Source organism: Bifidobacterium merycicum DSM 6492 (genome assembly GCF_900129045.1).
In the GTDB taxonomy this organism is placed as follows: domain Bacteria; phylum Actinomycetota; class Actinomycetes; order Actinomycetales; family Bifidobacteriaceae; genus Bifidobacterium; species Bifidobacterium merycicum.
In genome coordinates this window covers 290174-315895 of record NZ_FQTX01000003.1, presented here as the reverse complement: position 1 = coordinate 315895, position 25722 = coordinate 290174, and the positions used below count along the sequence as shown (strand labels likewise).

Genomic DNA, 25722 nt, shown 5'->3' with positions numbered 1-25722 from the left:
CGAGGTAATCGTGACAACAACTGTGACTGGAGTGACAGAATGTGTCACCCTGGTCACAGTTGTTGTCATTTAGTCACGGTTATCCGCACTGTGACGCGATACGGCAGACGCCTTACTTGTGGTACGGCTCGTGCGCGTTGATCTTATACGCGCGATACACCTGCTCCAGCAGGATCACGCGCATCAGCTGGTGCGGGAACGTCATCTTGGAGAAGCTGAGCTTATAGTTCGCCTGGCGCAGGATCGCGTCGTCCATGCCGATCGATCCGCCGATCACGAACTGGATATGACTCACGCCCTGAATGCCCAGCTGGTCGATCTTACGCGCGAACCCTTCGGACGTGACCTGCTGGCCGTCGATCGCCAGCGCGATCACGTAGGCGCCGGGCTTGATGTGCTTGGCGATGCGCTCGCCCTCTTTGGCTTTGATATGCCGTTCCACGCCTTCAGAGGCATGTTCGGGTGTTTTCTCGTCGGCCACTTCAAGAATGTTGAGCTTGCAGTAGCGGCCAAGTCGTTTGGAATATTCGGCGATGGCGTCGCGAAGGTACTGTTCCTTCACCTTGCCTACGCAGATGATGTCGATTTGCATGGGTCACCTTCGATTGCGGTCGGTATGGATTCGGGTATGGGGTCTGCTGTGGTCAGGTTTGCGGTCAGGCTTGCGGAACGGCCCGTGGAATCGGTTACGGGATCGGCGGAATCGCTTACGGAACAATCCGTGAAACAAGTTGTGGAACAATCGAAACCGTGTGCGCGCAGCATAAAGGGCCATGCACGTATTACGGGTGCACGGCCCTTTGCGGCAGTCGTTGTGCGATGGTCGCACAGCCGGCAGTTAGTCGGTCAGTCGGTCAGTTGGTCAGTCGATCAGTTGGTCAGTCGATCAGTCGATCACACCGTACAGACGGTCGCCGGCATCGCCCAAACCAGGAACGATATAGCACTTGTCGTTCAGCTTCTCGTCGACCGCGCACAGCACCAGCTTGAACTTGACGGACGGATCGAGGTTCTCCTCAACGAACTTCAGGCCTTCCGGAGCGCCCAGAATGCACACGGCGGTCACATCCTTGGCGCCACGCTCGGTCAGATAGTGCGTTGCGGCGACCAGCGTGCCACCGGTGGCAAGCATCGGGTCGATCAGGAAGCACTGGCGGCCGGTCAGATCCTCAGGCAGGCGGTTCGCATACGTGATCTGCTGGGTGGGGTGCTCCTCATCGCGCTTCATACCAAGGAAGCCGACCTCGGCGGAAGGGATCATCTTGGTCATGCCGTCAAGCATGCCCAGGCCCGCGCGCAGCACAGGCACGATGATCGGGGCGGGGGAGGCGATGTGCTTGCCGATCATGGGAGCGACCGGGGTTTCGATGGGCTTATCCACCACATCGATGTCACGAGTGGCTTCGTAAGCCTCAAGCATGACGAGCTCGGTGACGAGTTCGCGGAAGGTGGAGGAGGCGGTGTTCTTGTCGCGCAGCACAGTCAGTTTGTGCTCGACGAGCGGGTGATTCAAAACATGCAATTCCATAGTTACCAAGACTACCGCCGTTCCAGTGATTGTGCGAACGGCGTGATTCCTCGCATCGCATTGCGCGTGAGACGACGTGCGGATTACGAGAGAAACAAAGTGGCGGGAAAATCCCGCGAGGCATGCAGCATGCCATCCGCGTCGATAAACGCACACTCGAAACGGAATCGTGCGCGCAAACGATCCGGCGGCGTAACGAACAGCGCAGTGGCAAGCCCATCAGCCGTAGCACAAGGGAAAGCGGCCTGTTGCGGCACATACGCCCATGCGGCGGCAACACTATCAGCCGGCATACCGTCGATCGCATTGAGCAGATGATGCAGACGCATACCGGACTGCTCGCCCCAATGCCGGCGGCTCGGAGCGCTCGCGCACAGCGCGCCGTCCATAATCTCAGCCACGCCCACCGCCTGCGTAGAGTCGGACGGGTGTTCCAACGCGACGCGCAGCGGAACCGGCTGATCGGGAGACTGGGCTAGATGCACCAGCAGATCGCCACCCGCATCGATCACCAATGCTCGATCGGCGGCACGATTGGCATTCGGGCCGGCATGGTGATCGGCGTTGCGCTCGGTATTGCGCTCGGTATTGCAGCCGCCATCACGCAGCAATGCGGCGATCAGATCCACCGCATACCCTTTGCCGCATGCGCCGAAATCCAACGAAACCGGCCCTCGGGTGATCAGCGTGCACCCATGCCGTTCCACACTGCCATGCCACGTGGCCCGCCCGTGAACCGTTCCCGTATACGCCCGGGCGTTGGGCTGCGCGGCAAACGTGTAGGCCGGCCCATACCCCAAACGAGTCAGATCCTCGCCCACGCACGGGTCGATCGCGCCATCGCTCGCCTCATGCAGCGCATCGTACAAGTCGAACAGACCGCCCGCCCAATCCGGAAAATCAAAGGAACCACCATGGGTGGCCCGGCGCATGGCCGCAACCAGCGAATCCTCACGAAAGCGCGACAGCGTGTGCTCATACGTGCGCAGCAATGCTGCGACAGCCTCCCGCATGTCCGATTCTGCCGAATCGGTCATCTGGGATGTTGTTTTGGGGGTGTGGTTGTCCGATTCTGCCGAATCGGTCATCTGGGAGGTGAGATTGGCATGCTGGTTGTCCGATTCTGCCGAATCGGTCATTCGAAGTTGGACTTGCACCACGATGCCGGTGCCTAATGCCTGAGGGAATGCCAGAGTGCACATGTCGGTCGTTCTGCTGCGTTCCATCCCACCTCCAATCAACCCGAGCATCCAGCACCCGCGATTTGCCTACGGGTAAACGGTAACGTGAACGTTTCCAGCCGCCGAGTAAACTAAGCCCCATTATGACAGCTCAGAACAGCGATAACGGCTCATCGGCCGATTTGAAATCCCTTGAACACCTCGACGAGGGCAATGAAATGTCTCGTGGCCTGACGAACCGCCATGTACAGTTCATCGCCATCGGCGGCACTATCGGCACCGGTCTGTTTCTCGGTTCCGGCAAATCCATCGCCCTGACCGGCCCCAGCATCATCTTCGTATACATCGGCGTCGGGCTCATCATGTTCCTGCTCATGCGCGCCATCGGCGAAATGATGTACCGCGACCCCATCCAGCATACCTTCATCAACTTCATCGGGCGCTATCTCGGCCGCGCGTGGGGCAAGTTCGCCGGTTGGACGTACTGGATCGTGCTCATCCTGACCGGCATGACGGAAATCACCGCGGTCAGTACGTATTTCGTCACGTTCTTCCGCATGTTCGGCATAGAGCTCCATGGTTGGAAATGGCTGATCGAACTATGCTTCCTGGTGGTGTTGACCGCCATCAACCTCATCGCCGTAAAAGTGTTCGGCGAGGCGGAATTCTGGTTCTCCATGATCAAGATCACGTTGATCGTGGGCCTTATCGCCACCGCAGTGGTCATGCTGATCGTCGGCTTCCACTACCCGGCCACCAGCATCGACGGCGTGGACGGTGCCATTCCCGGCGCCTCGGTCTCATTGAAGAACCTGATCGACGGATTCGCCATCGCGCCGAACGGTTGGATGAACTTCTTCATGAGTTTCCAGATGGTGTTCTTCGCCTACCTGCTTATCGAATTCGTGGGCGTGACCGTCTCCGAAACGCAGAATCCGCGCAAGGTGCTGCCCAAGGCCATCAACGAGATCATCATGCGTATTCTGATCTTCTATGTGGGTGCGCTGGTCGCCATCATGGCGATCGTGCCGTGGCGTAACTTCAAGCCGAATTCCGACGGCTCCTACCCGTCCCCGTTCATCATGGTGTTCAAATACGCGGGTCTTGACTGGGCCGCCGCGCTGGTGTTCTTCGTGGTGATTACCGCCGCCGCCTCGTCGCTCAACTCGCTGCTGTATTCGGCAGGCCGACACCTGTACCAGTTGGCGCAGGATTCCGATGCGCCGGCCATGCGCGGTCTTGCCGAGGTCTCCGACCGCAAGGTGCCGGCCAAGGCGATCGTGGTGTCCGGCTGCATGATTCTGCTGTCGCCGATCATCAATATGATTCCGAGCGTTTCCAGCGCGTTCGTGCTGTTCTCGTCCGCCGCCAGCGCCGTGGTGATCTTCATCTACGTGCTCACGATGTTCGCGCATCGCGGCTACTGCAAGAGCGCCGACTTCATTGCGGACGGCTTCCTGATGCCGGCATGGAAGGTGACGGATTGGATTGCGATCGTATTCTTCGTGCTCGTGTACGTCACGCTGTTCCTCTCGGCCGATACGCGCGGTTCTGCGATCGCCGGCGTGGTCTGGCTGGTGGTGTTTGGCGGGTACTGCCTGCTGCACGAGCGTTTTGAGAATCGTGACCTGAAAGAGGCGTTGCACAAGACCAAATGACGGTAACTGTGACGAAATGACAACAACTGTGACTGGAGCAACGGATTCTGTCGCTTCAGTCACAGTTGTTGTCATTTTTACCTCGGGTTGTTGTCGCTAAACGCACAGTTATCTCGGCCGGCTACGTGTGACTCGGCTTGCGCACCCCGCATGCGCGACTCAGCCGATATAGTCGGCCTCGTTCGTCGGGCTGGACGGCACGGCATGATCCTCCGTCACCTTGCCCAGGCCGGACAGGTACGCCGCGCGGCCTGCCTCGATCGCGTTCTTGAACGCGCGTGCCATCAGCGGAATATTGCCGGCGGAAGCGATGGCCGTGTACGCCATCACCGCGTCCGCGCCCATTTCCATGGCTTCCGCGGCCTGGCTCGGACGGCCGATACCCGCATCGATGATCACCGGAACATTGGAGTTCTTGATGATCACTTCGATAAAATCGCGTGCACGCAGGCCTTTGTTCGAGCCGATCATCGCGCCGAGCGGCATCACGCACGCCGCGCCCGCATCCTCCAGGCGCTTTGCGGCGATCGGGTCGGGGAACATGTACGGCATGACCACGAACCCCTCCTTGGCCAGCTGCTTCGTGGCCTTGATGGTCTCCTCGTTGTCGGGCAGCAGATACTTCGCTTCATGCTCGATCTCCACCTTCACGAAGTCCGTTTGGCACACCTCGCGGGCCAGACGTGCGATGCGCACCGCTTCTTCCGCGTTACGCGCACCCGACGTGTTCGGCAGCATGGTGATGCCCTTGGGAATGTAGTCGAGCAGATTGTTTTCGGTGGTGCGGCAGCGGCGCAGCGCCATGGTGACGATCTGCGTGCCGGCGTTCTCGATGGTCGCCTTGATGAGGTTCAGGTCGTAGCGGCCGGAACCGAGGATGAAACGGCTGGTGAACTTATGCCCGCCGAGGATGAGGGGATCGGCGCTGCCGGTGGCGATCTCGTCGTAGGCGTGCGCGTCCGGCTCGGGCAGGATGGCCGTGTTCGTAGTGGTGCCGACCAGCTCGTCAAGCGTGGCGTTCGGCGCGGCGGCGACGTCCTTCTCCGCGGTGGTGATGGTGTGTTCGGTGCTCATAGTGTGTCCTTTCGTTGGGGTCCTGCGTGTGTTATGCGTCCTCTTCGCCGAGGATCAGGCGGGTGACCATATTCGCCTCATGGCAGGCGACCACGCCCACGCGCGGGGCCATCAGGCCGGCACCCGGCACGGGGGCGGTTTCGCCGTCGCCGCAGAAGTAGAAGTTCTTCGACACGCGGCGCGTGCTCACCAGGTTGGAGCTGCGGAATCCGGCCATGCCCGAAGCGCTTACGAGCTTCTTATCCGGCAGGTTCTCCAGCACCGCGTTGACGAGCATCGTCTTGTTTTCCGGCACATCGAACGCCTCGCAGATGATGCTTTCGTTCTCGAACAGCGTCGGCACGTTCTCGTCGGTCACTTTCACGGTGTCGATGGTGATGTCGATGAACGGGTTGATCTGGCGCAGGTTGGAACGCAGCGCCTCGGTCTTGTACTGGCCGAGATCCTTGAGGAAATACTGCTGACGGTTCAGGTTGGTCATGTCCACGCGGTCGAAGTCGATGAGGTGCAGGTGGCCGACGCCGATGCGGGTCAGAGCCACCGCGATGGTGGAGCCGAGGCCGCCGCAACCGCAGATGGCCACATGTGCGGAATCGAGTTTATCTTGTGTGGCGGCGGTGTGGCGGTCGAGCAGGGCGGCGCGGATCTCCTCGCGGCTGACGAGCATGGCGGGGTCGGGCTGGTTGTCGAACGCCTGCTGGCGGGCGCTGATCTGCTCCGGGGTTGCCGATGGTTCAAAGGTCATGATTGGTGCGGTCTTCCGTTCGTTGTCTATGGTTCGTTCGTCGTGATGTGCGTGGTGCGTGTGATGCGTGTGGCACGTGTGGTTGCGTGATGCGCGCCGCTCAGCCGCCCTGCACGAACGTGACGATCTCCAGGGTGTCGGTGCCTTTGAGCTGCGTCTGCGCACGCTGGGCGCGTGGCACGATCTCGCCGTTGAGTTCCACGGCCACGCGGTCGGCGCGCAGGCCCTTGCTTTCGATCAGCTCGGCCACGGTGATGGGCGTGGCGATCTGCTCTTCCTTGCCGTTGATGATCATTGGACTGTCCCTTCTTATGTGTTGGGAGCCATGGGTTTGCATGGCATCCGGTACGAAAAAAGGGTCGCGAAGAGAAGCCGTACCCTATGAGGTGGTGCGCCCCTCCGTGACCCTGATCACGCGATATTCGGTTATCGCGAACGGAAGATTGAGATGCGCCCTGGCGGCGCGAACAACCCGTCTCCTTACGGCGGCATTACCCGCATCAAGTCCTCGGTCGAAGCTCGTCGCTCCCTCTCAGCCTTTCGGCTCCCGTTCGGTTGTGCCCTCATCTTCCCGCGCCCGCCCGACAAGCCGGGTGCCGCGCGTGTGCAAGAATGGGTGGCGGATGTGCCGACGATGGAAAGGGACGATGATGGTGATTGCGCGGAACATGGGCGAATTGGCGGGGTTTGCGATTCCCAAGCTCGGCATGGGCACGATGGCGTTGGCGATTGAGGGGCGCCCGGATCGGGAGACGGCGATCGAGACGATTCACGCCGGTCTCGATGCGGGCGTGCGGTATCTCGACACCGCGTGGTCGTATTATCTGCCGAGCCGGCCTGGCACTGGAACCCCGGAGGACTTGGGGTACGGCGAGCGGCTGGTGCGCGACGCGTTGCGCACGTGGGACGGTCCGCGCGATGAAGTGCTGGTCGCCACGAAAACCGGGTACCGTCGCACGATGGAAGAGCCTGTTCCCGTTGCGCAGGTGTCCGATGCGGCCGAATCGGACGCGCAGGGTGCTCAGGAGCGTCAGCATTTGCAGGCTGCCGGCAGCAGGTATGGCTGGATGGCCGATTCGCGCCCGGAGACCATGATCCGTGATGCGAAGGAGTCGGCGTTGCATCTTGGTGTGGATGCGCTTGATCTGCTCTACTCGCATGGCCCGGACCCGGCGGTGCCGTATGCGGATCAGGTCGGCGCGTTGAAGCAGCTGTTGGACGAGGGCGTGATCCGATACGCCGGCATCTCCCGCGTGAACAACGAGCAGATCGACATCGCACGCACCATGCTCGGCGACAAGCTGATCGCCGTGCAGAACCAGTTCTCGCCGTCGCACCCCGACCCCGAACATACAGTGGGTCATTGCAGGGAACTGGGTCTGGCGTTCGTCTGCTGGAGTCCGCTCGGCGGGTTCCTTGACGCGTTCGACCAGCGTGCGTACGATCCGTTCCGCGCGGTCGCAGGCGAGCATGGCTGCTCCTATCAGCGTGTGGTGCTGGCGTGGGAGTTGGCGCAATACGAGCGTCTGTACACCATTCCCAGCGCCCGCAATCCGCACGAGATCAACGATTCCTTCGCCGCCACCGGGCTGGAGCTTACGTGCGACGAGCTTGCCAGGCTGAATCGTGCCGTGTTCGGTGGTTCCCGGTTGCGCTGATGATGCAATAGTCCGATTCCTTCACAAATTGGTTTACACCGTAAGATATTATGACGGTTGTCTATGGCGTAAAGGAGGAAGCCCATTGGGGTTCGAGCAGGAAGCGTTCGATCGGTTGGTGCAGACCACCTGGGGCAAGCGTTCCCAGATGCAGCGGGAGATGTCCCGTGGCGTCAAAGGTGAGCCGTTCGTGGTGCAGGAGCTGTATATCAAGGGCGCGATGACGCCATCGCAGATCGCACAGGCCATGCGGGCCACGACGGGGCGCGTCTCCACATTGCTGGCCGGATTGGAGAAAAAAGGCCAGATCGTGCGCGAACCAGACCCTGAAGACCGCCGTAGCGTGCACGTGAAGCTCACCAAAATCGGTGAGGAACGTGCGCACAAGCAGCGTGAGGACATGCGTGAGGCGATCTGCTGGATCTTCTCGCAGATGGGGGAGCGCCGGACGCGCGAATTCATCGACCTTACCGACGAATTCACCACATATATGACGTTGTGCATGCCCGGCAAGTCTCGACCCACTCCGGAGCAGGTGAAGCAGGCGTTCGACAAGGCGAACGAGCCCGGTTCCGGCTCCCGTGAACAATAGCGGTTCTGGTTCCGGTTTCCGTGAGCAATAGCGGGCATATAGCGGGTGGGCGAGTCCGGTTCCGATTCCTGCGCCATACGTGCCCACCATCCTCCTCAAACTGTTGACGCTGAGCCGTTCCTCACCGTCGGTAGTTTGGGTGTTTCTCAGTTTGTTGACGGTGAGGGGGTGCTCGCCGTCGGTAGTTTGGGTGTTTCTCAGTTTGTTGACGGTGAGGGGGTGCTGAGCGTTGGTAGTTTGAGGGAAGGGAAAGAAGCGGGGGCAAACGTTGCGCATGCCGCAAATCGCTGTCAGAACATAGTCGGCTATGGATGTAGTATCTTACAGTGTAAGTTACTTACGGTGTAAGTAATCGAAGTCGTAAGAACAGCTCTAGAGAAGGAACCAAACATATGCTTCGCATCATGCGATACCTCTCCAAAGCGGAGATAGGCCAAATGCTCATAGCATTGGTCAGCATCGTCGGCCAGATCTGGCTCGACCTGACCCTACCGGACTACATGTCCGACATCACCACGCTCGTGGAAACCCCCGGCAGTGAAATGCATGACATCTGGGTGGCGGGCGGCAAAATGCTGCTCGTCTCGCTCGGTTCTGTCGCCTGCGCGGTCGTCACCGGCTACGTGGCGGCCCGCGTCGGCGCCTCGTTCAGCCAGCGCCTGCGCTCGCTCGAATTCAACAAGGTCGAAAGCTTCGGACCTGCGGAAATGAGCCGATTCTCCACCGCATCGCTCATCACCAGATCCACCAACGACATCACGCAGATCCAGATGTTCATCACCATGGGCCTCATGATGATCGTCAAATCGCCGATCATGGCCGTATGGGCCATCTGCAAGATCGCCGGCAAAGGCTTCGAATGGACGGTCGCCACCGGCATCGCCGTCGTGGTATTGATGGCCGCCATCTGCGTGATCATGTTCTTCGTCATGCCGAAGTTCAAAGCCATGCAGCGCCTGACCGACAACATCAACCTGGTGGCACGCGAAAACCTGACCGGTCTGCGCGTGGTACGCGCCTACAACGCCGAAGACTACCAGGAAGCCAAATTCACCAAGGCCAACAAGGAACTCACCGACACCCAGCTGTTCACCAACCGTGCCATGGCCATCATGATGCCGCTGATGAACACCATCATGAACGGACTCATGCTGGCCGTCTACTGGATCGGCGCCTACCTCATCGACGCGGCCGACCTGACCGACAAGCTCACCACCTTCGCCAACATGGTCGTGTTCTCCAGCTACTCCGTGCAGGTCATCATGAGCTTCCTGCTCATGAGCATGGTATTCGTGCTCTGGCCGCGCGCCGACGTGTCCGCACAGCGCGTGCTGGAAGTAATCGACACCAAACCGCTCATCACCGACGGCACACACACCGAAGGCGAACCCGGCAAGCAGGGCGAAATCGAATTCCGCAACGTAAGCTTCACCTACCCGGATTCGCGCAAGGCCATGCTCGAAGGCATCAGCTTCACCGCCAAGAAAGGCCAGACCGTGGCATTCATCGGCTCCACCGGTTCCGGCAAATCCTCACTCATCAACCTGGTGCCGCGCTTCTACGACGCCACACAAGGCCAGGTGCTGGTCGACGGCGTGGACGTGCGCGACTACACGCTCAAAGCCCTGCGCGACAAGATCGGCTACGTACCGCAGCAGTCGTTCCTGTTCAAAGGCACCATCGCCTCCAACGTGAGCTACGGCGACAAGTCGGGAAGCAAGTCGGGCAGCGAGGAAGCCGGCACGGATGCCGATATGGCCAACGTGCGCAAGGCATGCGAAGTGGCCCAGGCCACCGAATTCGTAGAAAAGAAAGACAACACCTACGAATCCTCCATCGCACAAGGCGGCTCCAACGTATCCGGCGGGCAGAAGCAGCGCCTGTCGATCGCCCGCGCCGTCTACCGCCACCCGGAGATCCTGATCTTCGACGACTCCTTCTCCGCACTCGACTTCAAAACCGACCGTGCGGTACGCGACGCGCTCGCCAAGGAAGCGAAGGACTCCACCAAACTCATCGTCGCCCAGCGCATCGGTACCATCATGAACGCCGACCGCATCGTCGTACTCGACCAAGGCAAGGTGGTCGGTCAAGGCACGCATGAGGAACTGCTCGACAACTGCGACGTATACCGCCAGATCGCGCAATCGCAGCTCAGCGAAGACGAATTGAAGCACTGAAAGGAGGACCGATATGCCAAGAGGAATGGGACGTGGGCGTGGCCCCGTTGAAAAACCGCAGAATTTCGGCGGTGCGATGAAGAAGCTGGTACGCTTCTGCCGCCGATATATTCCAGTGATCGTTGTTTCGCTGATTCTGGGCGCGGCGGGTACGGTGTGCCAGATCGTCGGTCCGGACAAACTCAAGGACATGACCAACGAAATCACCAAAGGCCTGCCCGCCATGGTGCAAGGCAAGCCGGTGCTGCGTGCAATCGATTTCGACGCGGTGAACCGCATCGTCTGGCTGCTGGTCGCGCTATACGTCGGCTACGCCGTGCTCTGCTACGTGCAAAGCTGGCTGATGGCGAACGTGACGCAACGCACCGCGCAGCAGTTGCGTGAAGCGATCAGCGTGAAGATCAACAAACTGCCGCTCAAGTATTTCGACAAAGTCAGCTACGGCGACGTGCTCAGCCGCATCACCAACGATGTGGACGCGATCGGACAGACGCTCGGCCAGTCGCTCGGCTCGCTCATCACCTCGATCACGCTGTTCTTCGGCGCGCTCATCATGATGTTCTACAACAACGTGATCATGACGCTGTGCGCCATCGGCTCCGCGCTGCTCGGCCTGATCATCATGGGCGTGATCATGAAGGTGTCGCAGAAATACTTCTCCCGCCAGCAGATCGCGCTGGGCGATGTGAACGGCCACGTCGAAGAGATGTACGCCGGCCATAACGTGGTCAAGGCGTACTGCGGCGAAGAGGATTCCATCGCACGCTTCGAGAAGTACAACAAGGATCTGTACGATTCCGGTTGGAAGAGCCAGTTCCTGTCCGGCCTGATGATGCCGTTGATGAACTTCATCGGCAACTTCGGCTACGTGGTCGTGTGCGTGGTCGGTGCGGTGCTCGCGATGGACGGCAAGATCGAATTCGGCGTGATCGTGGCGTTCATGATGTACATCCGCCTGTTCACGCAGCCGCTCTCCCAGTTCGCGCAGGCGTTCCAGAACCTGCAGCGTTGCGCCGCCGCCTCCGAGCGTGTGTTTAAGTTCCTGGAGGAGCCGGAAATGGCCGACGAATCCGACAAGCAGGCGCTGCTCGGTGCGAACGGTAAGCCGGTGCGCGGCGACGTGGAGTTCAGCCACGTGCAGTTCGGGTACGAGCCCGGCAAGACGGTCATCAAGGACTTCTCCGCATCCGTGAAATCCGGTCAGAAGATCGCCATCGTCGGACCGACCGGCGCGGGCAAGACCACGATGGTAAACCTGCTTATGCGCTTCTACGAGATCTCCGGTGGTTCGATTTCCATCGACGGTGTCGACACGAAGTCCGTGCCGCGCTGGAACGTGCACGACCAGTTCTCGATGGTGTTGCAGGACACCTGGGTATTCCGTGGAACAGTGCGTGAAAACATCGCGTATTCGAAGCCCGGCGTGACCGATGAGCAGATCGTGGCGGCGTGCAAGGCGGTGGGTCTGCACCATTACATCATGTCGCTGCCGAACGGATACGGCACCGTGCTCGACGACAAGGCGTCGCTGTCGCAGGGGCAGAAGCAGCTGCTCACCATCGCGCGTGCCATGGTCGAGGATGCACCGATCCTGATTCTCGACGAGGCGACGTCGTCGGTCGATACGCGAACTGAGGAGCTGATCCAGAAGGCGATGGACGCGCTGACCGTGGGTCGCACGTCGTTCGTGATCGCGCACCGTCTGTCCACGATCCGTGACGCCGACATGATTCTCGTGATGGATGGCGGCGATATCGTCGAGCGTGGTACCCACGAGGAACTGCTCGCCAAGTCCGGCTTCTACGCGGGGATCTACAACTCGCAGTTCACGCTGGCGCAGTAGTGCTTGGCGGCCCCCGGCGTGGCGCTTGGCGGCGCTGCGCCGGGTGATGCTTGGTGGGCGCTGGTTGGTGGGTTCGCTGGCTGGCGTGGCGTGGCGCTGCGTTGACCGCTAGGTTTTGGCGGGTCTGACAACACTGAGCGGCCCCCAGCGTAGGCAAACGGGGAAGTCATCTCCATCTGTCTACGCTGGGGGCCGCTCAGCGTGGTTATTCGGGTATGGTTTCTCCGCGTGTCTCCGCTGGCGGGCTCTCAGTGTAGTGATCTGGCGATGGTTTCTCCGTTTGGCTGCGCTGAGGGGTTCTGAGCGTAGGCATGTGGTGGTGCTGTCTCCATCTGTCTCCGCTGGGGCCGCTGGGCGTGGTTGTTCGGGTGTGGCTTCTCCGCTCGGCTGCGCTGAGAACAAATGAGCGTAGGCAAACGGGGAAGTCATCTCCATCTGTCTACGCTCAGCAAGGGTTGAGAGGGGCTGGCTGTCCTACACCACCCGGCCATTCACGCGAAACCCAAGAGGTAATCAGGCGTAAATATTGCGCGGGCGCATATCCTCCGGCAGACCCTCCAGCAGCGTCGCCACGGAACCCTCTTCGAACACGGAACGGATTCCGGCCGCCAGCAGCGGCGCGACGGACAGCACGGTCATATTCGGCAGTCGCTTCTCTTCGGGAACCGGAACGGTGTCCATCAGCACGATCTCACGTGCGCCGCAATCACGCAGGCGTTCAACGGCAGGGCCTGACAGCAGACCGTGCGTCGCGACGAGCGTCACGCTTCTCGCACCGGCGTTCCTCAGCGTGCGAACCGCTTCGCAGATCGTGCCAGCGGTGTCGATCATATCGTCCACCACCACGCAGTCGCGGCCTTCAACCTCGCCGATGATGCCATGCGCCACGGCATGGTTCGGGCGCGTGGTGTCGCGGGTCTTGTGGATGAACGCCAGCGGGAGCCCGCCGAGCTTGGCGGCCCACTGTTCGGACACCTTGATACGGCCCGCGTCGGGGGAGACGATGGTCGTATTCGCCAGCGGCAGATGGTTGCGCACGTAGTCGATGAGCACGGGGGTGGCGGTCAGATGGTCGACCGGGGCGTCGAAGAAGCCCTGTTCCTGCGCGGCGTGCAGGTCGACGGTCATGATGCGGCTTGCGCCGGCGGTGCGGAACAGGTCGTAGACGAGACGGGCGGTGATGGGCTCGCGGCCCTGATGCTTCTTGTCTTGGCGGGAGTAGCCCATGAACGGCGCAACCACGGTGATGGTGCGGGCGGACGCACGCTTCAGCGCATCCACCATGATGAGCTGTTCCATGATCCACTTGTTGATGTCGCCGTAATGGCACTGCAACACGAATACGTCGGCGCCGCGAACCGGTTCGGTGTAGCGGACGTACATCTCGCCGTTCGCGAAATCGTATGCCGTGGTTTCCAATACCTGGGTGCCCAGGCAGTCTGCGACCTCCTTGGCCAGTTCGGGGTATGCGCGGCCTGTGACCAGCGCCATACGTTTATCCGGAGTGCCCTCAAGAATCGTTGACATTATTGTGCTGCCGTCCTTTGTGTTCTACGAGCAAGAAATAGCCTTCACCAGTGTACCCGTAGCCATGTCATGCGGGGCCGGTCGGTTTGTCAAGTGCCTGTCGTCCCGATGCGGGGGCGGGGAGCGAACGGGGATTGACGGTGCCGCGTGCGGTGATTGCCGTCTTGACGTGTTGAAGTGACGTGTCGAAATGATGTGTCGAAATGACGTGGATGCGACCGCATGAATGGGACGCCTGAATCGTTACGGTTATGTTATCGCGAAGGCAAATGCGATTCTTTTTCGTAACTTTATTGATGGTTATGCGAAATTTTTTATCCTTAGGTTTAAAACCAACTTCTTCATCAATCCACATCTCATTCTTCTGAAAGGATTGGGAAATTGCTTTCTGCACATCACGAAAAAAACGATCTTCGCGTACTCGCCTTGATCAAATGCGTCAGACCGCCTGTCTGTAGCAGTGGAAGGAGAACATCCGATGTCCGACTATTTTAATTGGTCTTTAGTAGGAAAATATCTTCCAAAACTCATAGCGGTACTTCCAGTAACCTTAGCAATCGTTGGAATTGCAACGATTGCAGGTTTGATTCTCGGAAGCCTCATCGCCTTCATCAGAATTGAAAAAACCGTTGTCTTAAGTCAAATCTGTGCGGTTTTTGTTTCTTTCGTTCGTGGAACTCCGATTCTTGTTCAGCTTTATATTGTGTATTACGGAGTCCCTATTCTTCTTAAATCGCTTTTTTCATTGGATATTTCCCAATGGAATAAAGTGTTTTTCATCTATATTGCATACGGTCTGAACACCGCCGCATTCCAGTCGGAAACCATCAGGGCTTCCATTGAAAGCATTCCCCGGCATCAATTCGATGCGTGCGCGGCCTGTGGCTTGACCAAAGCACAGACCTACGGCAAAGTGATCATGCCGCAGATGATTCGCATAGCCATGCCATCATTCGGCACTACGACAATCGCTCTACTGCAAGACACCTCGCTGGCATTCACTATTGGCGTGGTGGATGTGGTGGGTCGTGCCAAAGCGCTCGGCGCATACACCTTCCACACCATGGAGGCATATACGGGAGCCGCGTTGCTGTTCATTGTGCTCAGCTTCATCCTGGAGCGCATCTTTGCGGCGATCGAGGCGCAGATGAGCTTTACTGCAAAGCACACCATCACCCTGCCGAAGCTTCGTATGCCGCAGCTTATCCGTTTTAAGAGCAAGGCTTCCGTGCCTGCCATCGCCCAGCCGGTTCCGGCCACGGCCAGCGTCGTTGTACACGGCGAATCACGCTAATTTCGGCAAACCGGTAATCACCGCATTCCTCCAATCGCACTGCCCTTATGCCTTCAGGCCGTCGCAGGGCCTGGGCGAACGCGCCCTCAACGCCCCAGATACGCCCCGAACACAGCGAATGCACCAGGGCGAATGGCGCAACGCAATCGGCAAAAGCCTATAGGGAAAACCAAGAAGACAAGCATCAGAGAACAAGGAGAACATCATGAAGACCACACGTTTCACCACCATGTCCGCAGCCATCCTCGTCACCGTATTCTCGCTCGGATCGCTGAGCGCATGCGGCGGCAGCTCCTCCGCCTCAGGATCGGACCCGGCCAGCGGCAGCCAGCAGGAAATCACCATCGCCACCGGCAACGACGGCAAGCCGTTCTGCTCGATGAACGAGGATGGCGAATTCGACGGCTACGACATCGCCATCATGAAGGCCGTGGAGCAGAAACTTTCCAAATACTACAAGTTCACGTTCGAGGGCAGCGACTTCCCCACCACGCTCTCCAACCTGAGCAGCGGCAAAGCGCAGATCGCCACATACGAATACGAAAACAACGCCGAACGCAAAGCCAAGTTCACCTACGGCACGGTGGGGCTGACCAAGTGGGATACGCTGATCATCTCCGACCCCTCCAACGGCAAGGTCTACCAGAGCTTTGACGAGCTGAAAGGCAAGAAGATATACGTCACCACCGCCACCAACCAGGCGGCTATGGCCGAAAGCTACCTGAAGGAGCACCCTGATGCTTTCAAGCTCGTATACGGCACCTACAGCAACGAGCAGATCGTGCAGGGCCTGACATCCGGATCCTACGATGCCACGCTCGCCCCGCAGTATTCGCTTGACCTGTGGAACAACGCCTTCCACAAGGGGCTCAAAGGCAGCGACAAGGCCGTCAACAAGTCATCCTCATACATCCTGTTCAACAAGTCCGACGACAAGAACCTGATCGACCGGGTCAACAAGGCCATGGCAGACCTGAAGAAGGACGGCACCTTCAAGAAGCTGTCCGAACAGTATTACGGCGCCGACTACGTGCCGGAGGACTGAGCGAGGTGACATCATGCAGTTCAACATTGATGCGATGGTCAAATCCATTCTGTATTCCATCCACTATCTCGGTATCACACTGCTGATTCCGCTTGTCGCGCTCGCCATCGGCATAGTGTTCGGCCTGGCCATCGCGCTGCTTCGCTACTACCAGGCCAAGGTGATCGCCCCGGTGCTTCAAGCCATCGTCACCCTGTTCAAAGGCATTCCGATCGTGCTGATCCTGCTGGCCATGTACCTGTTCTGCTCCACCGCCTTCGACCCGATCGCGCAATCACTGCACTGGTCCATCCGATTCAAGAACGTCAACACCATCTGGATCGCCATCGTAGGCCTGGGCATTATGGCAATCGTCAACGCCAGCGAAATCTTCCGAGGCGCATTCGCCTCCATCCGCAAAGGTCAACTCGATGCGGCGCAATCCATCGGCATGACCCGCGGTCAGACCATTCGCAGAGTGCTTTTGCCGGAAGCCGTTCCCGTAGCCTTGCCGGTATTGGGCAATCTACTGATCAACCTGATCAAAGCCTCGGCATTATGCTCCATGGTCGGCGTGGTCGACATCTTCTCCGCAGCAACCATTTCCGGGCAGCAAAGCTACTCGTTCTTGGAAGCCTACGTGGGCGTAGCACTCATCTACTGGGTAGTGGTCGTCTGCATCGAAAAAGGCACAGGACTCGTAGAACACAGACTCACCAGCAGATTGGGGAGGGCGGCACAATGATGAAGATTCGTGGAATCCGCAAACGCTTCGGCAAGCAACAGGTGCTCAACGGAGTCGACATGGACGTGAACGACGGCGAAGTGATCGTCATCCTCGGCTCCAGCGGCTCGGGCAAAACCACATTCCTGCGATGTCTGAACTTCCTGGAACACGCAGACGAAGGCACCATCGACCTGAACGGCACGCATATCGACGCGAAAACCGCCAAGAAGCGCGACATCATCGCCTACCAGCGCCAAACGGCCATGGTGTTCCAGAACTATGCGCTGTTCAACAACAAAACCGCGTTGGAAAACGTGGCCATGCCGGCCATCGCCACCGGTAAGAAAACCAAGGAAGAAGCGTATGCGCTCGCTGGCGAACTGGTCGACAAGGTCGGTCTCGCCGAACGCAAGGACTTCTACCCAAGCCAACTGTCAGGCGGCCAGCAGCAGCGTATCGGCATCGCCAGGGCGCTTGCCCTGGATCCGAAGATCACGCTGTTCGACGAGCCGACCTCGGCACTCGATCCGGAACTGGTCGGCCAGGTGCTCGAACTGCTGCGCACAATCGCGAACGATGGCGCAACCATGATTCTGGTGACCCACGAGATGAAATTCGCCTACGAAATCGCCGACCGTGTGGTGTTCATGGACAAAGGCGTGGTGCTTGAGCAAGGCACGCCACAGGAAATATTCGAACACCCCAAAGAACAACGCACCAGGGATTTCCTCTCCAGATTCACCAGCCAGCTTTCGGCCTGAATTCATCCGCTGAGGCAGTTGGGCAACCTGATGGCCCGAACCCGTATGAACCAAACCGAACACATTCGTATCAACGGATCCGTCTAACCGAATCCGCCCGAACATGGAAAGAAGCGGCATTATGCAATACTCATTCGCCAACCGTGTGGCACACCTCACCTCCTCGAAACTGCGTGACAACGCGAAAAAAGTCAACGATAAGGGAGAAGTGATCTCCTTTGCCTACGGCTACCCCTCCACCGACGCGTTCCCCATGGACACGCTGCGCACGATCTCCGCCAAAATGTACGACGAATACCCGCCCGACACGTTCCTGCAGTATTCGCCCACCGAAGGCTACGCCCCGTTGCGCGAGCTCATCAAGAAGCGCTTGGCGCAATACAGCGGCATCGAATCCGATGACGATGTGATGATCGTCTCCGGTTCCACGCAGGGCATGGATCTTGCGGTCAAGGTGCTGTGCAACGAAGGCGACGTGGTGCTGTGCGAGGATCAGACCTTTTCCGGTGCTGTCAAAGCGGTGCAAAGCTACGGCGTGACCGCTCTGCCGGTGCCGATGGATCTCGATCAGGAATCCATGGATCTGGACGCCTTGGAACATATTCTGCAGACCACGCCGAACGTGAAGATGATCTACGTGATCCCGACGTTCCAGAATCCGCTCGGCACGTCGATGTCGTTGGACAAACGCAAGGCCTTGTACGAGATCGCGCAGAAGTACGATGTGCTGATCTTCGAAGACGACCCATACGGCGAATTGCTGTACACCGGCGAGCCGATTGCGAAGATCAAGTCCATGGATACGGATGGCAGAGTCATCTACTCCGGCTCGTTCTCCAAGGTGCTCGCCCCAAGCACCCGACTCGGATTCGTTATGGCCTCCGGCGAGCTGATGCGCAAACTCATCGTGGCCAAGCAGGTAGTCGACTCCCATTCGAACTACTACTGGCAGGTACTGCTCGCCGAATTCATCGAGAATTACGACTTCCAAAGCCACGTGGAATACCTTAAGAAGCTGTATCGCGGCAAGGCCAAGGCGATGATCGACGCGTTGGACAAGATTCCTTCGACCACTCTGCGCTACATTCGTCCGACCGGCGGCTATTTCATCGGATGCCATATGGCGGACGACATCGACCCCGAACGGTTCTACGATCTGCTGTCCGCACGCCATGTGGCGGTGATTCCCGGCGACATCATGAGCGTGACCGGGGAAGGCTACGAGCATGACTTCCGTCTGAACTTCACCCGACCGTCGTTGAGCGAGATTGCCGAAGGCATTGCGATAATCGGCGAAGTGCTTGAAGAAAGCCGCATTGGTGCCGACACGGATGGTGCTTTCGACCCGGAAAACTACAAGGAGCTCAGCCTCGCCTCCGCACGGCTCGAACCGGCGGCCACGGCGATCGTACAGTAGCCGCACGGCGTGCAGCCGTATTCGCCGACAACCCGCAATCAACCAGACGGAAGCATAAGGGAAGGAACTTGTGATGAAACTGATCTATTTTGGCGCCAATCCCATGGCCGAACCAGCCATCGAACGCTGGGCCAAGCAACACGATACCCCGGTCACCTGCGTGCATGAGGGGCTGACCGAAGACAATATCGAACTCGCCCGAGACTACGACGGCATCTGCACATACCTGAGCAATGGCATGAAGGACAGCGAATCGATGTATCGCACCTTGCATGACTACGGCATCAGGCAGCTGTCGATCACCGCCACGGGCATCGACGGGCTGAACCGCGAATGGGCGGAAAAATACGGGTTCCATGTGACGAACGTTCCGGCATACAGCCCGACTTCGGTAGGGCATTTCGCCCTGATGTCGATTCTTGAACTGTTGCGCGGCATTCCGGCAGTGGAAAAAGACACCGACGAGAGCCGAGCCATGATCGGGCGCGAACTCGCCGACGTGACCGTAGGCATCATCGGTACCGGGCGTATCGGCACCGTGGTCGCCGAAGGCGTGCTGGCTCTTGGCGGGCATGTGATCGCCTACAGTTTCAGTGAAAACGCGCGCTTGGTCGGTCGTGTGGAATACGTGGGATTCCAGGAACTGCTGGAACGTTCGGATGTGATTTCCATTCACGTGCCGTTGACGCCGCAAACCGAGCACATGTTCGACGCCGCCGCATTCGCCTCCATGAAGCCGAACAGTTGCTTGGTCAACACCGCGCGAGGTGGAATCGTCGATACGGAAGCGCTGGTCGACGCGTTGAAAAGCGGCCATGTCGGTGGTGCGGCACTCGACACACTGGAAGACGAAGAACAATACATGTCGTGTGGCTGGTCCACGAACCCGTACTACAAGGAACTATCGGAATACCCCAACGTCATCGTCACCCCGCATATCGCCTACTACACGCAGCGCGCAGTGGACGAAATCGCACAAACCGCGTTGGACAACGCAAGAAACGTCATTCTCAATGGAACATCGAACAATCTGGTGATGTGACGCGCATGTGAAAGGAGAGCATCATGCTGCAGGTACAGGTCGAAGGACTCACAAAGCGTTTTGGCAACAACGAGATTCTCAAAGGAGTGTCGCTGGCCGTAGACAAGGGGGAAGTGGTGTGCATCATCGGGCCCAGCGGCTCAGGCAAAACCACGTTCCTACGATGCCTGAACCTGCTGGAACAGCCGGATGAGGGCACCTACGCGCTGGGGGAGAAGATACGCTGCGACTTCGGTCATATCGGCAGCAACACCCGCAGGGAAGTGGCCATGCACACGGCCATGGTGTTCCAGACCTACGAGCTGTTCCAGCATATGACCGTACTGCAGAACGTGATGGAAGGCCTGACAGGGCCGCGCAAGATGTCGAAAACGAAGGCGTGTGATATCGCCACCGACATGCTGGAACGTGTGGGCATGCTGGAACGCGCCGGCTACTACCCGTCGCAGCTGTCGGGCGGCCAGCAGCAGCGTGTGGGTATCGCCCGCGCAATGGCGTTATCGCCCGACCTGCTGCTGTTCGACGAACCGACTTCGGCGCTCGACCCCGAGCTCGTTGGTGACGTACTGGCCGTGATGCGCCAGGTGGCCGATAGTGGCCAGACCATGATCGTGGTGACTCACGAGATGCAGTTCGCACGCGAAGTGGCGGACAGGGTCGTCTTCATGGCGGACGGCGTAGTGGTGGAAGACGGCACACCCGCCGAAGTGTTCGACCATCCGAAGCATGAACGAACCTGCGATTTTCTTGGGAATTTCGACATCGCCTGCCCTTAGGCGTGCCGGCGTTGCCGGGTGTTGCCGGGCATTGCTGATTCGCGTGGACGTTGACAGGCATGCCTGGCAGATGAACGGCAAAAGGATGCAAGCACAAGGAGGCGGTTATGGCAGAGGCGAGGGAAAGCACGGCAACGCAGGTGACGTGGGCGTGCAAGGGCGAAAGCGAGCGACTGTGGGCCCGTGACTTCATCCTGCTGATAGTGATTGCGGCGCTCGCATCCACCGCCATCACCACGCAGATGGGAACGTTGCCCCTGTATGTGGAATCGTTGGGTGGGTCAACCGCCGAATCCGGCGCAATCGTCGGTGTCCTCGGCATTTCCGCACTGATCTTCCGATTCCCCACAGGTGTGATGATCGACAAATACGGCCGTCGCATCATGCTATTGATCGGCCTAGGTATTCTGGTCGTCGATTTTACGTTGCTGAACGTGTTCCGTACGCTGATGATTCTGTTCTGCCTGCGTTTTCTGCAAGGTATCGGCAACGGCATGCAGACCACCGCCACTTCGACCATTGCCGCCGATCTGATTCCGCCGCGCCGCTTGCAGGTTGGGCTGGGCTATTTCAGCTTGGCGCAGGTGGTGCCGAGCGCCATCGGACCGATGATCGGTCTGGCGGTTGTGGAACGGTTCGGCTATGACGCGCTGTTCGTGGTCGGCGTGGCGTTGACCGCGATCTCGCTGCTGCTGAGCCTGTTGCTGAATGTCGCTTCGGTGCGTGGGAGTGGTGATGTATGCCAGTATCCGGCGAAAGCGACCGGGACGGTTGGGGCATCCGGAGCGGACGGCGATGCAAAGCAACGCGGCGCTGGTTCGTTGGCGTTGCTGCTTCGGCCGAGTGTGGTGGTGCCCAGCGCGATCATGTTCGTCGTGTTCTGCGCGGCCGCCGGGGTCACTGCCTTCATCGCGCAATACGCGGTCGAATTGCATATCGCCAATGTCGGCACATATTTCGTGGTCGCATCGCTGTCCACTGTGGTGGTGCGCTTGGTGATTTCCCCGCAGCTGATCCGATTCCCGCAGCCGGTGATCATCGCGGTCAGTCTGGTGATGGTCGTTGTGCCGTTCTTTCTGATCGCCCATGCAAACAACCTGGCGGTATTGCTGTTGGCCGCGCTGTTGTATGGCGCGGGGCAGGCGAATCTGCAACCCATGATGAACACGCTGGTGCTGCAAGGCATTGAGCCGGGGCAGCGGGGCAGGGTTACGGCGTTCTTCTCCGCTTCGGGCGATGTGGCGTATGGCGGCGGCGCGATGCTATGGGGATATGTGGCAAGCCTATGCGGGTTCCGGATGATGTTCATGATCTGTGGTGCGTGTGCCGCGTGCGGCATCGTGCTGTATGCGTGGTTCGTGCGCATGAGCGCCCGGTCTGCTACGCGATAGCGGGGCGCCTGTCGCACGTTGCCGACGTGCGACAGGTTTCGTGTGGTTTTGCTACGCTGCCGTGCCCGTAGTCGCAGGCGAATGGTGATCGGCGTAGCCGTCGCTGGGTCTCATCCGCATCTGGCCACGCCTGCGTGTCTTCTGGCGTGGCCGTCTCCGGATGCCGTCCGCATATGGTCACGACAGGCCGCGCCAGCGTAGCCGAACGCGGGCGTTCCCCTAATCCGCCGACGGTGAGGTGTGTGTGAGCGTCGGTGGTTTGGGGGTTTCGCAATCTATCGATACTGAGGGGTGTTTCACCGTCGGTGGTTTGGGGAGGGTGGGCTGGCGTGGGACGTATGAGACCGTAGGCTTGGTCGAACGGCCTTGAGTGTGTCGAATACGTCCCAGGCCAGCCCAGACTGCTGACGGTGAGGGTGGACTGAGTGTCGGTGGTTTGGGGCAGTCTGCCGACGTGGCGAACTACTCCAACGCGAAGGCTTTGCGGATCATGCGCATCTGCAGCCATGCGGAAACGCCCACGCCGAGCATCGCCCACAGCAGCGGTACCCACATGATCGTGCCCGGTACGGTGGCCAGCAGTGCGATCGACAGAATATCCAGCACAAACACGGCGATGGCGACCATCGGTTTCAGGACGGCCAGGCGTGCCGACTGCTTGATCTGTTCGACCATGCTGAGCTTGCTGCGGCCGGTCAACGGCAGCACGAATGCCAGTGCGATGCCGAGGATCGCGAACACCGCCACGGTGATGCCGTATACCACGGATACGGTGTTGCCGGACTGCCGTGAAAGGAACCACAGGTCAAATGCGGCCAGCGCCCATACGCAGGCGATGATCGCCGTCAATGCCATGGTGGTGCCGAAGCGACGCTTGAACGCTTTCCGGAAGCCGCGGAAGATGCCGTTGTCGCGGCCTTCCTTGAGTATGCGGACAGCACGGTGATGGATCACGTCAACGGATCATGGTTCCATCAGCTCGATCGCACCAATCAGCCGATCGGCACCGTGTGGCCGGGCAAGTCCGACCTGTACCATGCCACGCAGTCCATGATGATTCCGCTGCGCGACCCGAGCCTGTCCATCGCCCCAGCAGCCAAGAAACAGGGCTGAGGTAACTGTGCTGAGGCAACTGGACTGATTCCGTCGTCACCGAAACGGGCCTGCCTGCAAGGTTTTTCTTCCTCCTTTCTCCCTGCGGGCCGCCCGTAACACCTATGGCCGTGCGTAATAGGCCATGGCAATGGGCCGTTGGCTTCCAACGTTTGGGAAGCCAACGGCCCATAATCTATGCGGCTGATCTATGCGGCGAATCTACGAGGTTCGCTGCGCGACTAGATGCAGCCAGCTCATGCGACATCTGCGCGCCATGCGCCGCATGTCACGCCGCCTGATGCGAGAACCGCTTCTGCAGCTCGTAGGCTGCGAACAGCACGATAAGCCAGATCACGCCGGCGACCACGGCGATGCGGTAGCTTGCGGAGAAGCACATCAGCACCACGACCAGCGCCATGAACGCGATCACGATATACGGCATCACGCGCGCGAACGGCAGCTTGAACGCGATCTTGTCGAGCGCCTCCTTGCTCTTCAACCCCTTGAGCTCGGCTGGGCCGTTGCCGGCGGCCACCACGCGGCGGAAGTGGATTTCGGTGATCATGATCATCGTCCAGTTGATCGCCGCCGCAATCGTGGCGATCGACATCAGATAGTTGAACGCGAACTCGGGCCACGCGAACACGACCACCACGGCGATGGCGATGATGATCGCGGAGGTGATCACGCCCGCGGCCGGCACGCCACGGCGGGTCAGCTTACCCAGATACGCCGGGGCGTTGCCCTGTTTGGCCAGTGAATACAGCATGCGCGAGTTTGCGTACAGGCCGGAGTTGTACACGCTCATCACGGCGGTCAGGCACACGAAGTTCAGAATGCCCGCGGCCGCATGCACGCCCACGGAGTCGAAGATCTGCACGAACGGGCTGGAGTTGCCGTCGATCTTGTTCCACGGCACTACGGCCATGATCACGCCGAGCGCGAGAATGTAGAACACGAGGATACGCCAGATGATGCCGTTGGTGGCTTTCGGGATCGTGACGCGCGGATTCTCCGTTTCGCCCGCGGTGATGCCGATGAGTTCGGTGCCGCCGAAGCTGAACATGACCACGACCAGTGCCATGAGCAGGCCCGTCCACGTGCCGTCCGTATTATGGGACATCAGGCCGTGCGGCATGAATCCGCCGTCGATGGTGAACCAGTTCGCGAAGCTTGCGCGAATGCCGGACGCGGTGGGAACGTTGGCGATGATCACATACAGGCCGCCCAGGATCATGGCGATCACGGCGACGATTTTGATGATGGCGAACCAGAATTCGAATTCGCCGAACTTGCTCACGCCCATCAGGTTCAGCGCGGCGATCACCACCAGGAACACGGCGGCGGACACCCATTTCGGAATGTTCGGGAACCAGTAGTTCACGAAGGATCCGACCACGGCGAGCTCCACCATGGCCACAAGCACATAGTTGAACCAGTAGTTCCAACCGGAGATGAATCCGGCTCGTTTCGACCAGTAGCGCGTCGCATAGTAGCTGAATGCGCCGGCCTTCGGGTCTTCGACGGCCATTTCGCTCAGGGCGCGCACAATCATGAAGATGACCAGGCCGCCGATCAGGTAAGCCAGCAGGATGGAAGGTCCGGCCAGCGCAATCGATTCGCTGGAACCGTAGAACAGGCCGGTTCCGATGGCACCACCCAGGGCGATCAGCTGGATATGACGGTTTTTCAGGGATTTGCGCAGTGTCGCGGGCACCGGCACGTCGTCGGTTTCGCGCGGTGCATGCGTGGCGTTGGTTTCGCTCATGGAATATCTTCCCTCTCTCATACTGGGAACGTGCGGGCGATAGGGAATGGCCCGCGCGTTGCCAACGATTGTAATCCATGCCGGTTTCCTTGGGCGTATCGCATGCTATTCGGTGGACATGCTGTTCGGCGGGCGCGAATGGGGTGTATGTCCGCCGTATGCGGGGGCGGAACGGAGCTTGCGGATGTTCGCTGTGAGAGTATGAAATCTTGGTAACGGCAACGGTTGCAACATTTGAAACGCCGCCTATCATATGGCGGGTTTCACGCTTACGCGATGTGTGCGTGCTGTGTACAACGGGTGTGCGGAATTGCATGAATCGCCGTTATATGCGCAAAATATTCCCAGCTGTGATTACCGCTCCGACGACAAGGGAAAGTCGGAATGGAGCGGCGATGGGGGAGATGAGAGAAAAGCCAATAAGAGGTCACGCCATAAGGA

The 25722-nt window shown here is 59.3% G+C and carries 22 protein-coding genes and 2 pseudogenes; 14 read left to right on the top strand and 10 right to left on the bottom strand.

Annotated elements, in window-relative coordinates; all coding sequences use genetic code 11:
- Positions 1-112: 112 nt before the first annotated feature.
- The 3 genes from rlmH to BUB29_RS06580 form a co-directional block, all read right to left on the bottom strand.
- The gene (gene rlmH / locus BUB29_RS06590) at positions 113-592 is read right to left on the bottom strand and encodes a 23S rRNA (pseudouridine(1915)-N(3))-methyltransferase RlmH (RefSeq protein WP_033522554.1); all 480 of its coding nucleotides are present in this window, start codon (positions 590-592) and stop codon (positions 113-115) included.
- A 294-nt stretch (positions 593-886) separates the two neighbouring features.
- Positions 887-1528, bottom strand: coding sequence for a uracil phosphoribosyltransferase (gene upp, locus BUB29_RS06585; protein ID WP_003825044.1), 642 nt, complete (start codon positions 1526-1528; stop codon positions 887-889).
- A gap of 83 nt (positions 1529-1611) precedes the next feature.
- Complete coding sequence (locus BUB29_RS06580; protein WP_407640918.1) at positions 1612-2667, bottom strand: FAD:protein FMN transferase; 1056 nt, start codon at positions 2665-2667, stop codon at positions 1612-1614.
- A 185-nt stretch (positions 2668-2852) separates the two neighbouring features.
- Between BUB29_RS06580 and BUB29_RS06575 the strand changes: the two genes are divergently transcribed.
- A complete protein-coding gene (locus BUB29_RS06575) occupies positions 2853-4367 on the top strand; it encodes an amino acid permease (RefSeq protein WP_033522558.1) in 1515 nt (504 codons plus the stop codon).
- 159 nt (positions 4368-4526) lie between these two features.
- Here BUB29_RS06575 and BUB29_RS06570 read toward each other — a convergent pair whose 3' ends face one another.
- From BUB29_RS06570 to thiS, 3 genes are all read right to left on the bottom strand, one after another.
- Positions 4527-5441, bottom strand: a complete 915-nt coding sequence (locus BUB29_RS06570; RefSeq protein ID WP_073117606.1) for a thiazole synthase — start codon at positions 5439-5441, stop codon at positions 4527-4529.
- A gap of 31 nt (positions 5442-5472) precedes the next feature.
- Positions 5473-6186, bottom strand: coding sequence for a sulfur carrier protein ThiS adenylyltransferase ThiF (gene thiF / locus BUB29_RS06565; RefSeq protein ID WP_033522560.1), 714 nt, complete (start codon positions 6184-6186; stop codon positions 5473-5475).
- Between the two features lie 100 nt (positions 6187-6286).
- A complete protein-coding gene (thiS, locus tag BUB29_RS06560; protein ID WP_003825038.1) occupies positions 6287-6481 on the bottom strand; it encodes a sulfur carrier protein ThiS in 195 nt (64 codons plus the stop codon).
- Positions 6482-6833: 352 nt separating this feature from the next.
- Between thiS and BUB29_RS06555 the strand changes: the two genes are divergently transcribed.
- The 4 genes from BUB29_RS06555 to BUB29_RS06540 all read left to right on the top strand — a co-directional run bounded on the left by BUB29_RS06555 (position 6834) and on the right by BUB29_RS06540 (position 12459).
- Complete coding sequence (locus BUB29_RS06555; RefSeq protein ID WP_407640917.1) at positions 6834-7844, top strand: aldo/keto reductase; 1011 nt, start codon at positions 6834-6836, stop codon at positions 7842-7844.
- 85 nt (positions 7845-7929) lie between these two features.
- Complete coding sequence (locus BUB29_RS06550) at positions 7930-8436, top strand: MarR family winged helix-turn-helix transcriptional regulator (RefSeq protein ID WP_033522563.1); 507 nt, start codon at positions 7930-7932, stop codon at positions 8434-8436.
- 392 nt (positions 8437-8828) lie between these two features.
- Positions 8829-10616, top strand: coding sequence for an ABC transporter ATP-binding protein (locus tag BUB29_RS06545; protein WP_033522566.1), 1788 nt, complete (start codon positions 8829-8831; stop codon positions 10614-10616).
- A gap of 13 nt (positions 10617-10629) precedes the next feature.
- Positions 10630-12459: an ABC transporter ATP-binding protein gene (locus BUB29_RS06540; protein WP_033522568.1), complete on the top strand. Its 1830-nt coding sequence runs from the start codon at positions 10630-10632 to the stop codon at positions 12457-12459.
- A 513-nt stretch (positions 12460-12972) separates the two neighbouring features.
- Here BUB29_RS06540 and BUB29_RS06535 read toward each other — a convergent pair.
- Both BUB29_RS06535 and BUB29_RS09720 read right to left on the bottom strand, forming a co-directional pair.
- Positions 12973-13986, bottom strand: a complete 1014-nt coding sequence (locus tag BUB29_RS06535; RefSeq protein WP_033522570.1) for a ribose-phosphate diphosphokinase — start codon at positions 13984-13986, stop codon at positions 12973-12975.
- Positions 13987-14053: 67 nt separating this feature from the next.
- Positions 14054-14380: a hypothetical protein gene (locus tag BUB29_RS09720; protein ID WP_143155168.1), complete on the bottom strand. Its 327-nt coding sequence runs from the start codon at positions 14378-14380 to the stop codon at positions 14054-14056.
- 84 nt (positions 14381-14464) lie between these two features.
- Here BUB29_RS09720 and BUB29_RS06525 point away from each other — a divergent pair, with 84 nt between their 5' ends.
- The 8 genes and pseudogenes from BUB29_RS06525 to BUB29_RS06490 all read left to right on the top strand — a co-directional run.
- Positions 14465-15280: an amino acid ABC transporter permease gene (locus tag BUB29_RS06525; RefSeq protein WP_051915256.1), complete on the top strand. Its 816-nt coding sequence runs from the start codon at positions 14465-14467 to the stop codon at positions 15278-15280.
- A 205-nt stretch (positions 15281-15485) separates the two neighbouring features.
- Positions 15486-16325 carry a transporter substrate-binding domain-containing protein gene (locus BUB29_RS06520; RefSeq protein ID WP_033522574.1) on the top strand — a complete coding sequence of 280 codons (840 nt, stop codon included), beginning with the start codon at positions 15486-15488 and terminating at the stop codon, positions 16323-16325.
- Positions 16326-16338: 13 nt separating this feature from the next.
- Positions 16339-17049, top strand: a complete 711-nt coding sequence (locus BUB29_RS06515; protein WP_033522577.1) for an amino acid ABC transporter permease — start codon at positions 16339-16341, stop codon at positions 17047-17049.
- Positions 17046-17792 carry an amino acid ABC transporter ATP-binding protein gene (locus BUB29_RS06510; protein WP_033522579.1) on the top strand — a complete coding sequence of 249 codons (747 nt, stop codon included), beginning with the start codon at positions 17046-17048 and terminating at the stop codon, positions 17790-17792. The genes BUB29_RS06515 and BUB29_RS06510 overlap by 4 nt, the downstream gene beginning before the upstream one ends.
- Positions 17793-17913: 121 nt before the next feature.
- On the top strand, positions 17914-19209 hold the full coding sequence (locus tag BUB29_RS06505) for an aminotransferase-like domain-containing protein (RefSeq protein ID WP_073117605.1): 1296 nt from the start codon (positions 17914-17916) through the stop codon (positions 19207-19209).
- Between the two features lie 73 nt (positions 19210-19282).
- Entirely contained in the window at positions 19283-20251 is a 969-nt protein-coding gene (locus tag BUB29_RS06500) for an NAD(P)-dependent oxidoreductase (RefSeq protein WP_033522581.1), read from the top strand.
- Between the two features lie 23 nt (positions 20252-20274).
- Positions 20275-21027 carry an amino acid ABC transporter ATP-binding protein gene (locus BUB29_RS06495; RefSeq protein ID WP_033522583.1) on the top strand — a complete coding sequence of 251 codons (753 nt, stop codon included), beginning with the start codon at positions 20275-20277 and terminating at the stop codon, positions 21025-21027.
- 101 nt (positions 21028-21128) lie between these two features.
- A pseudogene (locus BUB29_RS06490) lies at positions 21129-22418 on the top strand (MFS transporter); the annotation flags it as partial.
- Positions 22419-22880: 462 nt separating this feature from the next.
- On the opposite strand, the gene BUB29_RS06485 reads toward BUB29_RS06490, so the two are convergent.
- On the bottom strand, positions 22881-23372 hold the full coding sequence (locus BUB29_RS06485) for a YesL family protein (RefSeq protein ID WP_234945704.1): 492 nt from the start codon (positions 23370-23372) through the stop codon (positions 22881-22883).
- On the opposite strand from BUB29_RS06485, the pseudogene BUB29_RS06480 reads away from it, so the two are divergent.
- A pseudogene (locus BUB29_RS06480) lies at positions 23331-23531 on the top strand (AGE family epimerase/isomerase); the annotation flags it as partial. The gene BUB29_RS06485 and the pseudogene BUB29_RS06480 sit on opposite strands and share 42 nt — an antisense overlap.
- A 268-nt stretch (positions 23532-23799) precedes the next feature.
- Here the strand turns inward: BUB29_RS06480 and BUB29_RS06475 are convergent.
- A complete protein-coding gene (locus BUB29_RS06475; RefSeq protein WP_033522585.1) occupies positions 23800-25281 on the bottom strand; it encodes an amino acid permease in 1482 nt (493 codons plus the stop codon).
- Positions 25282-25722: the final 441 nt, after the last annotated feature.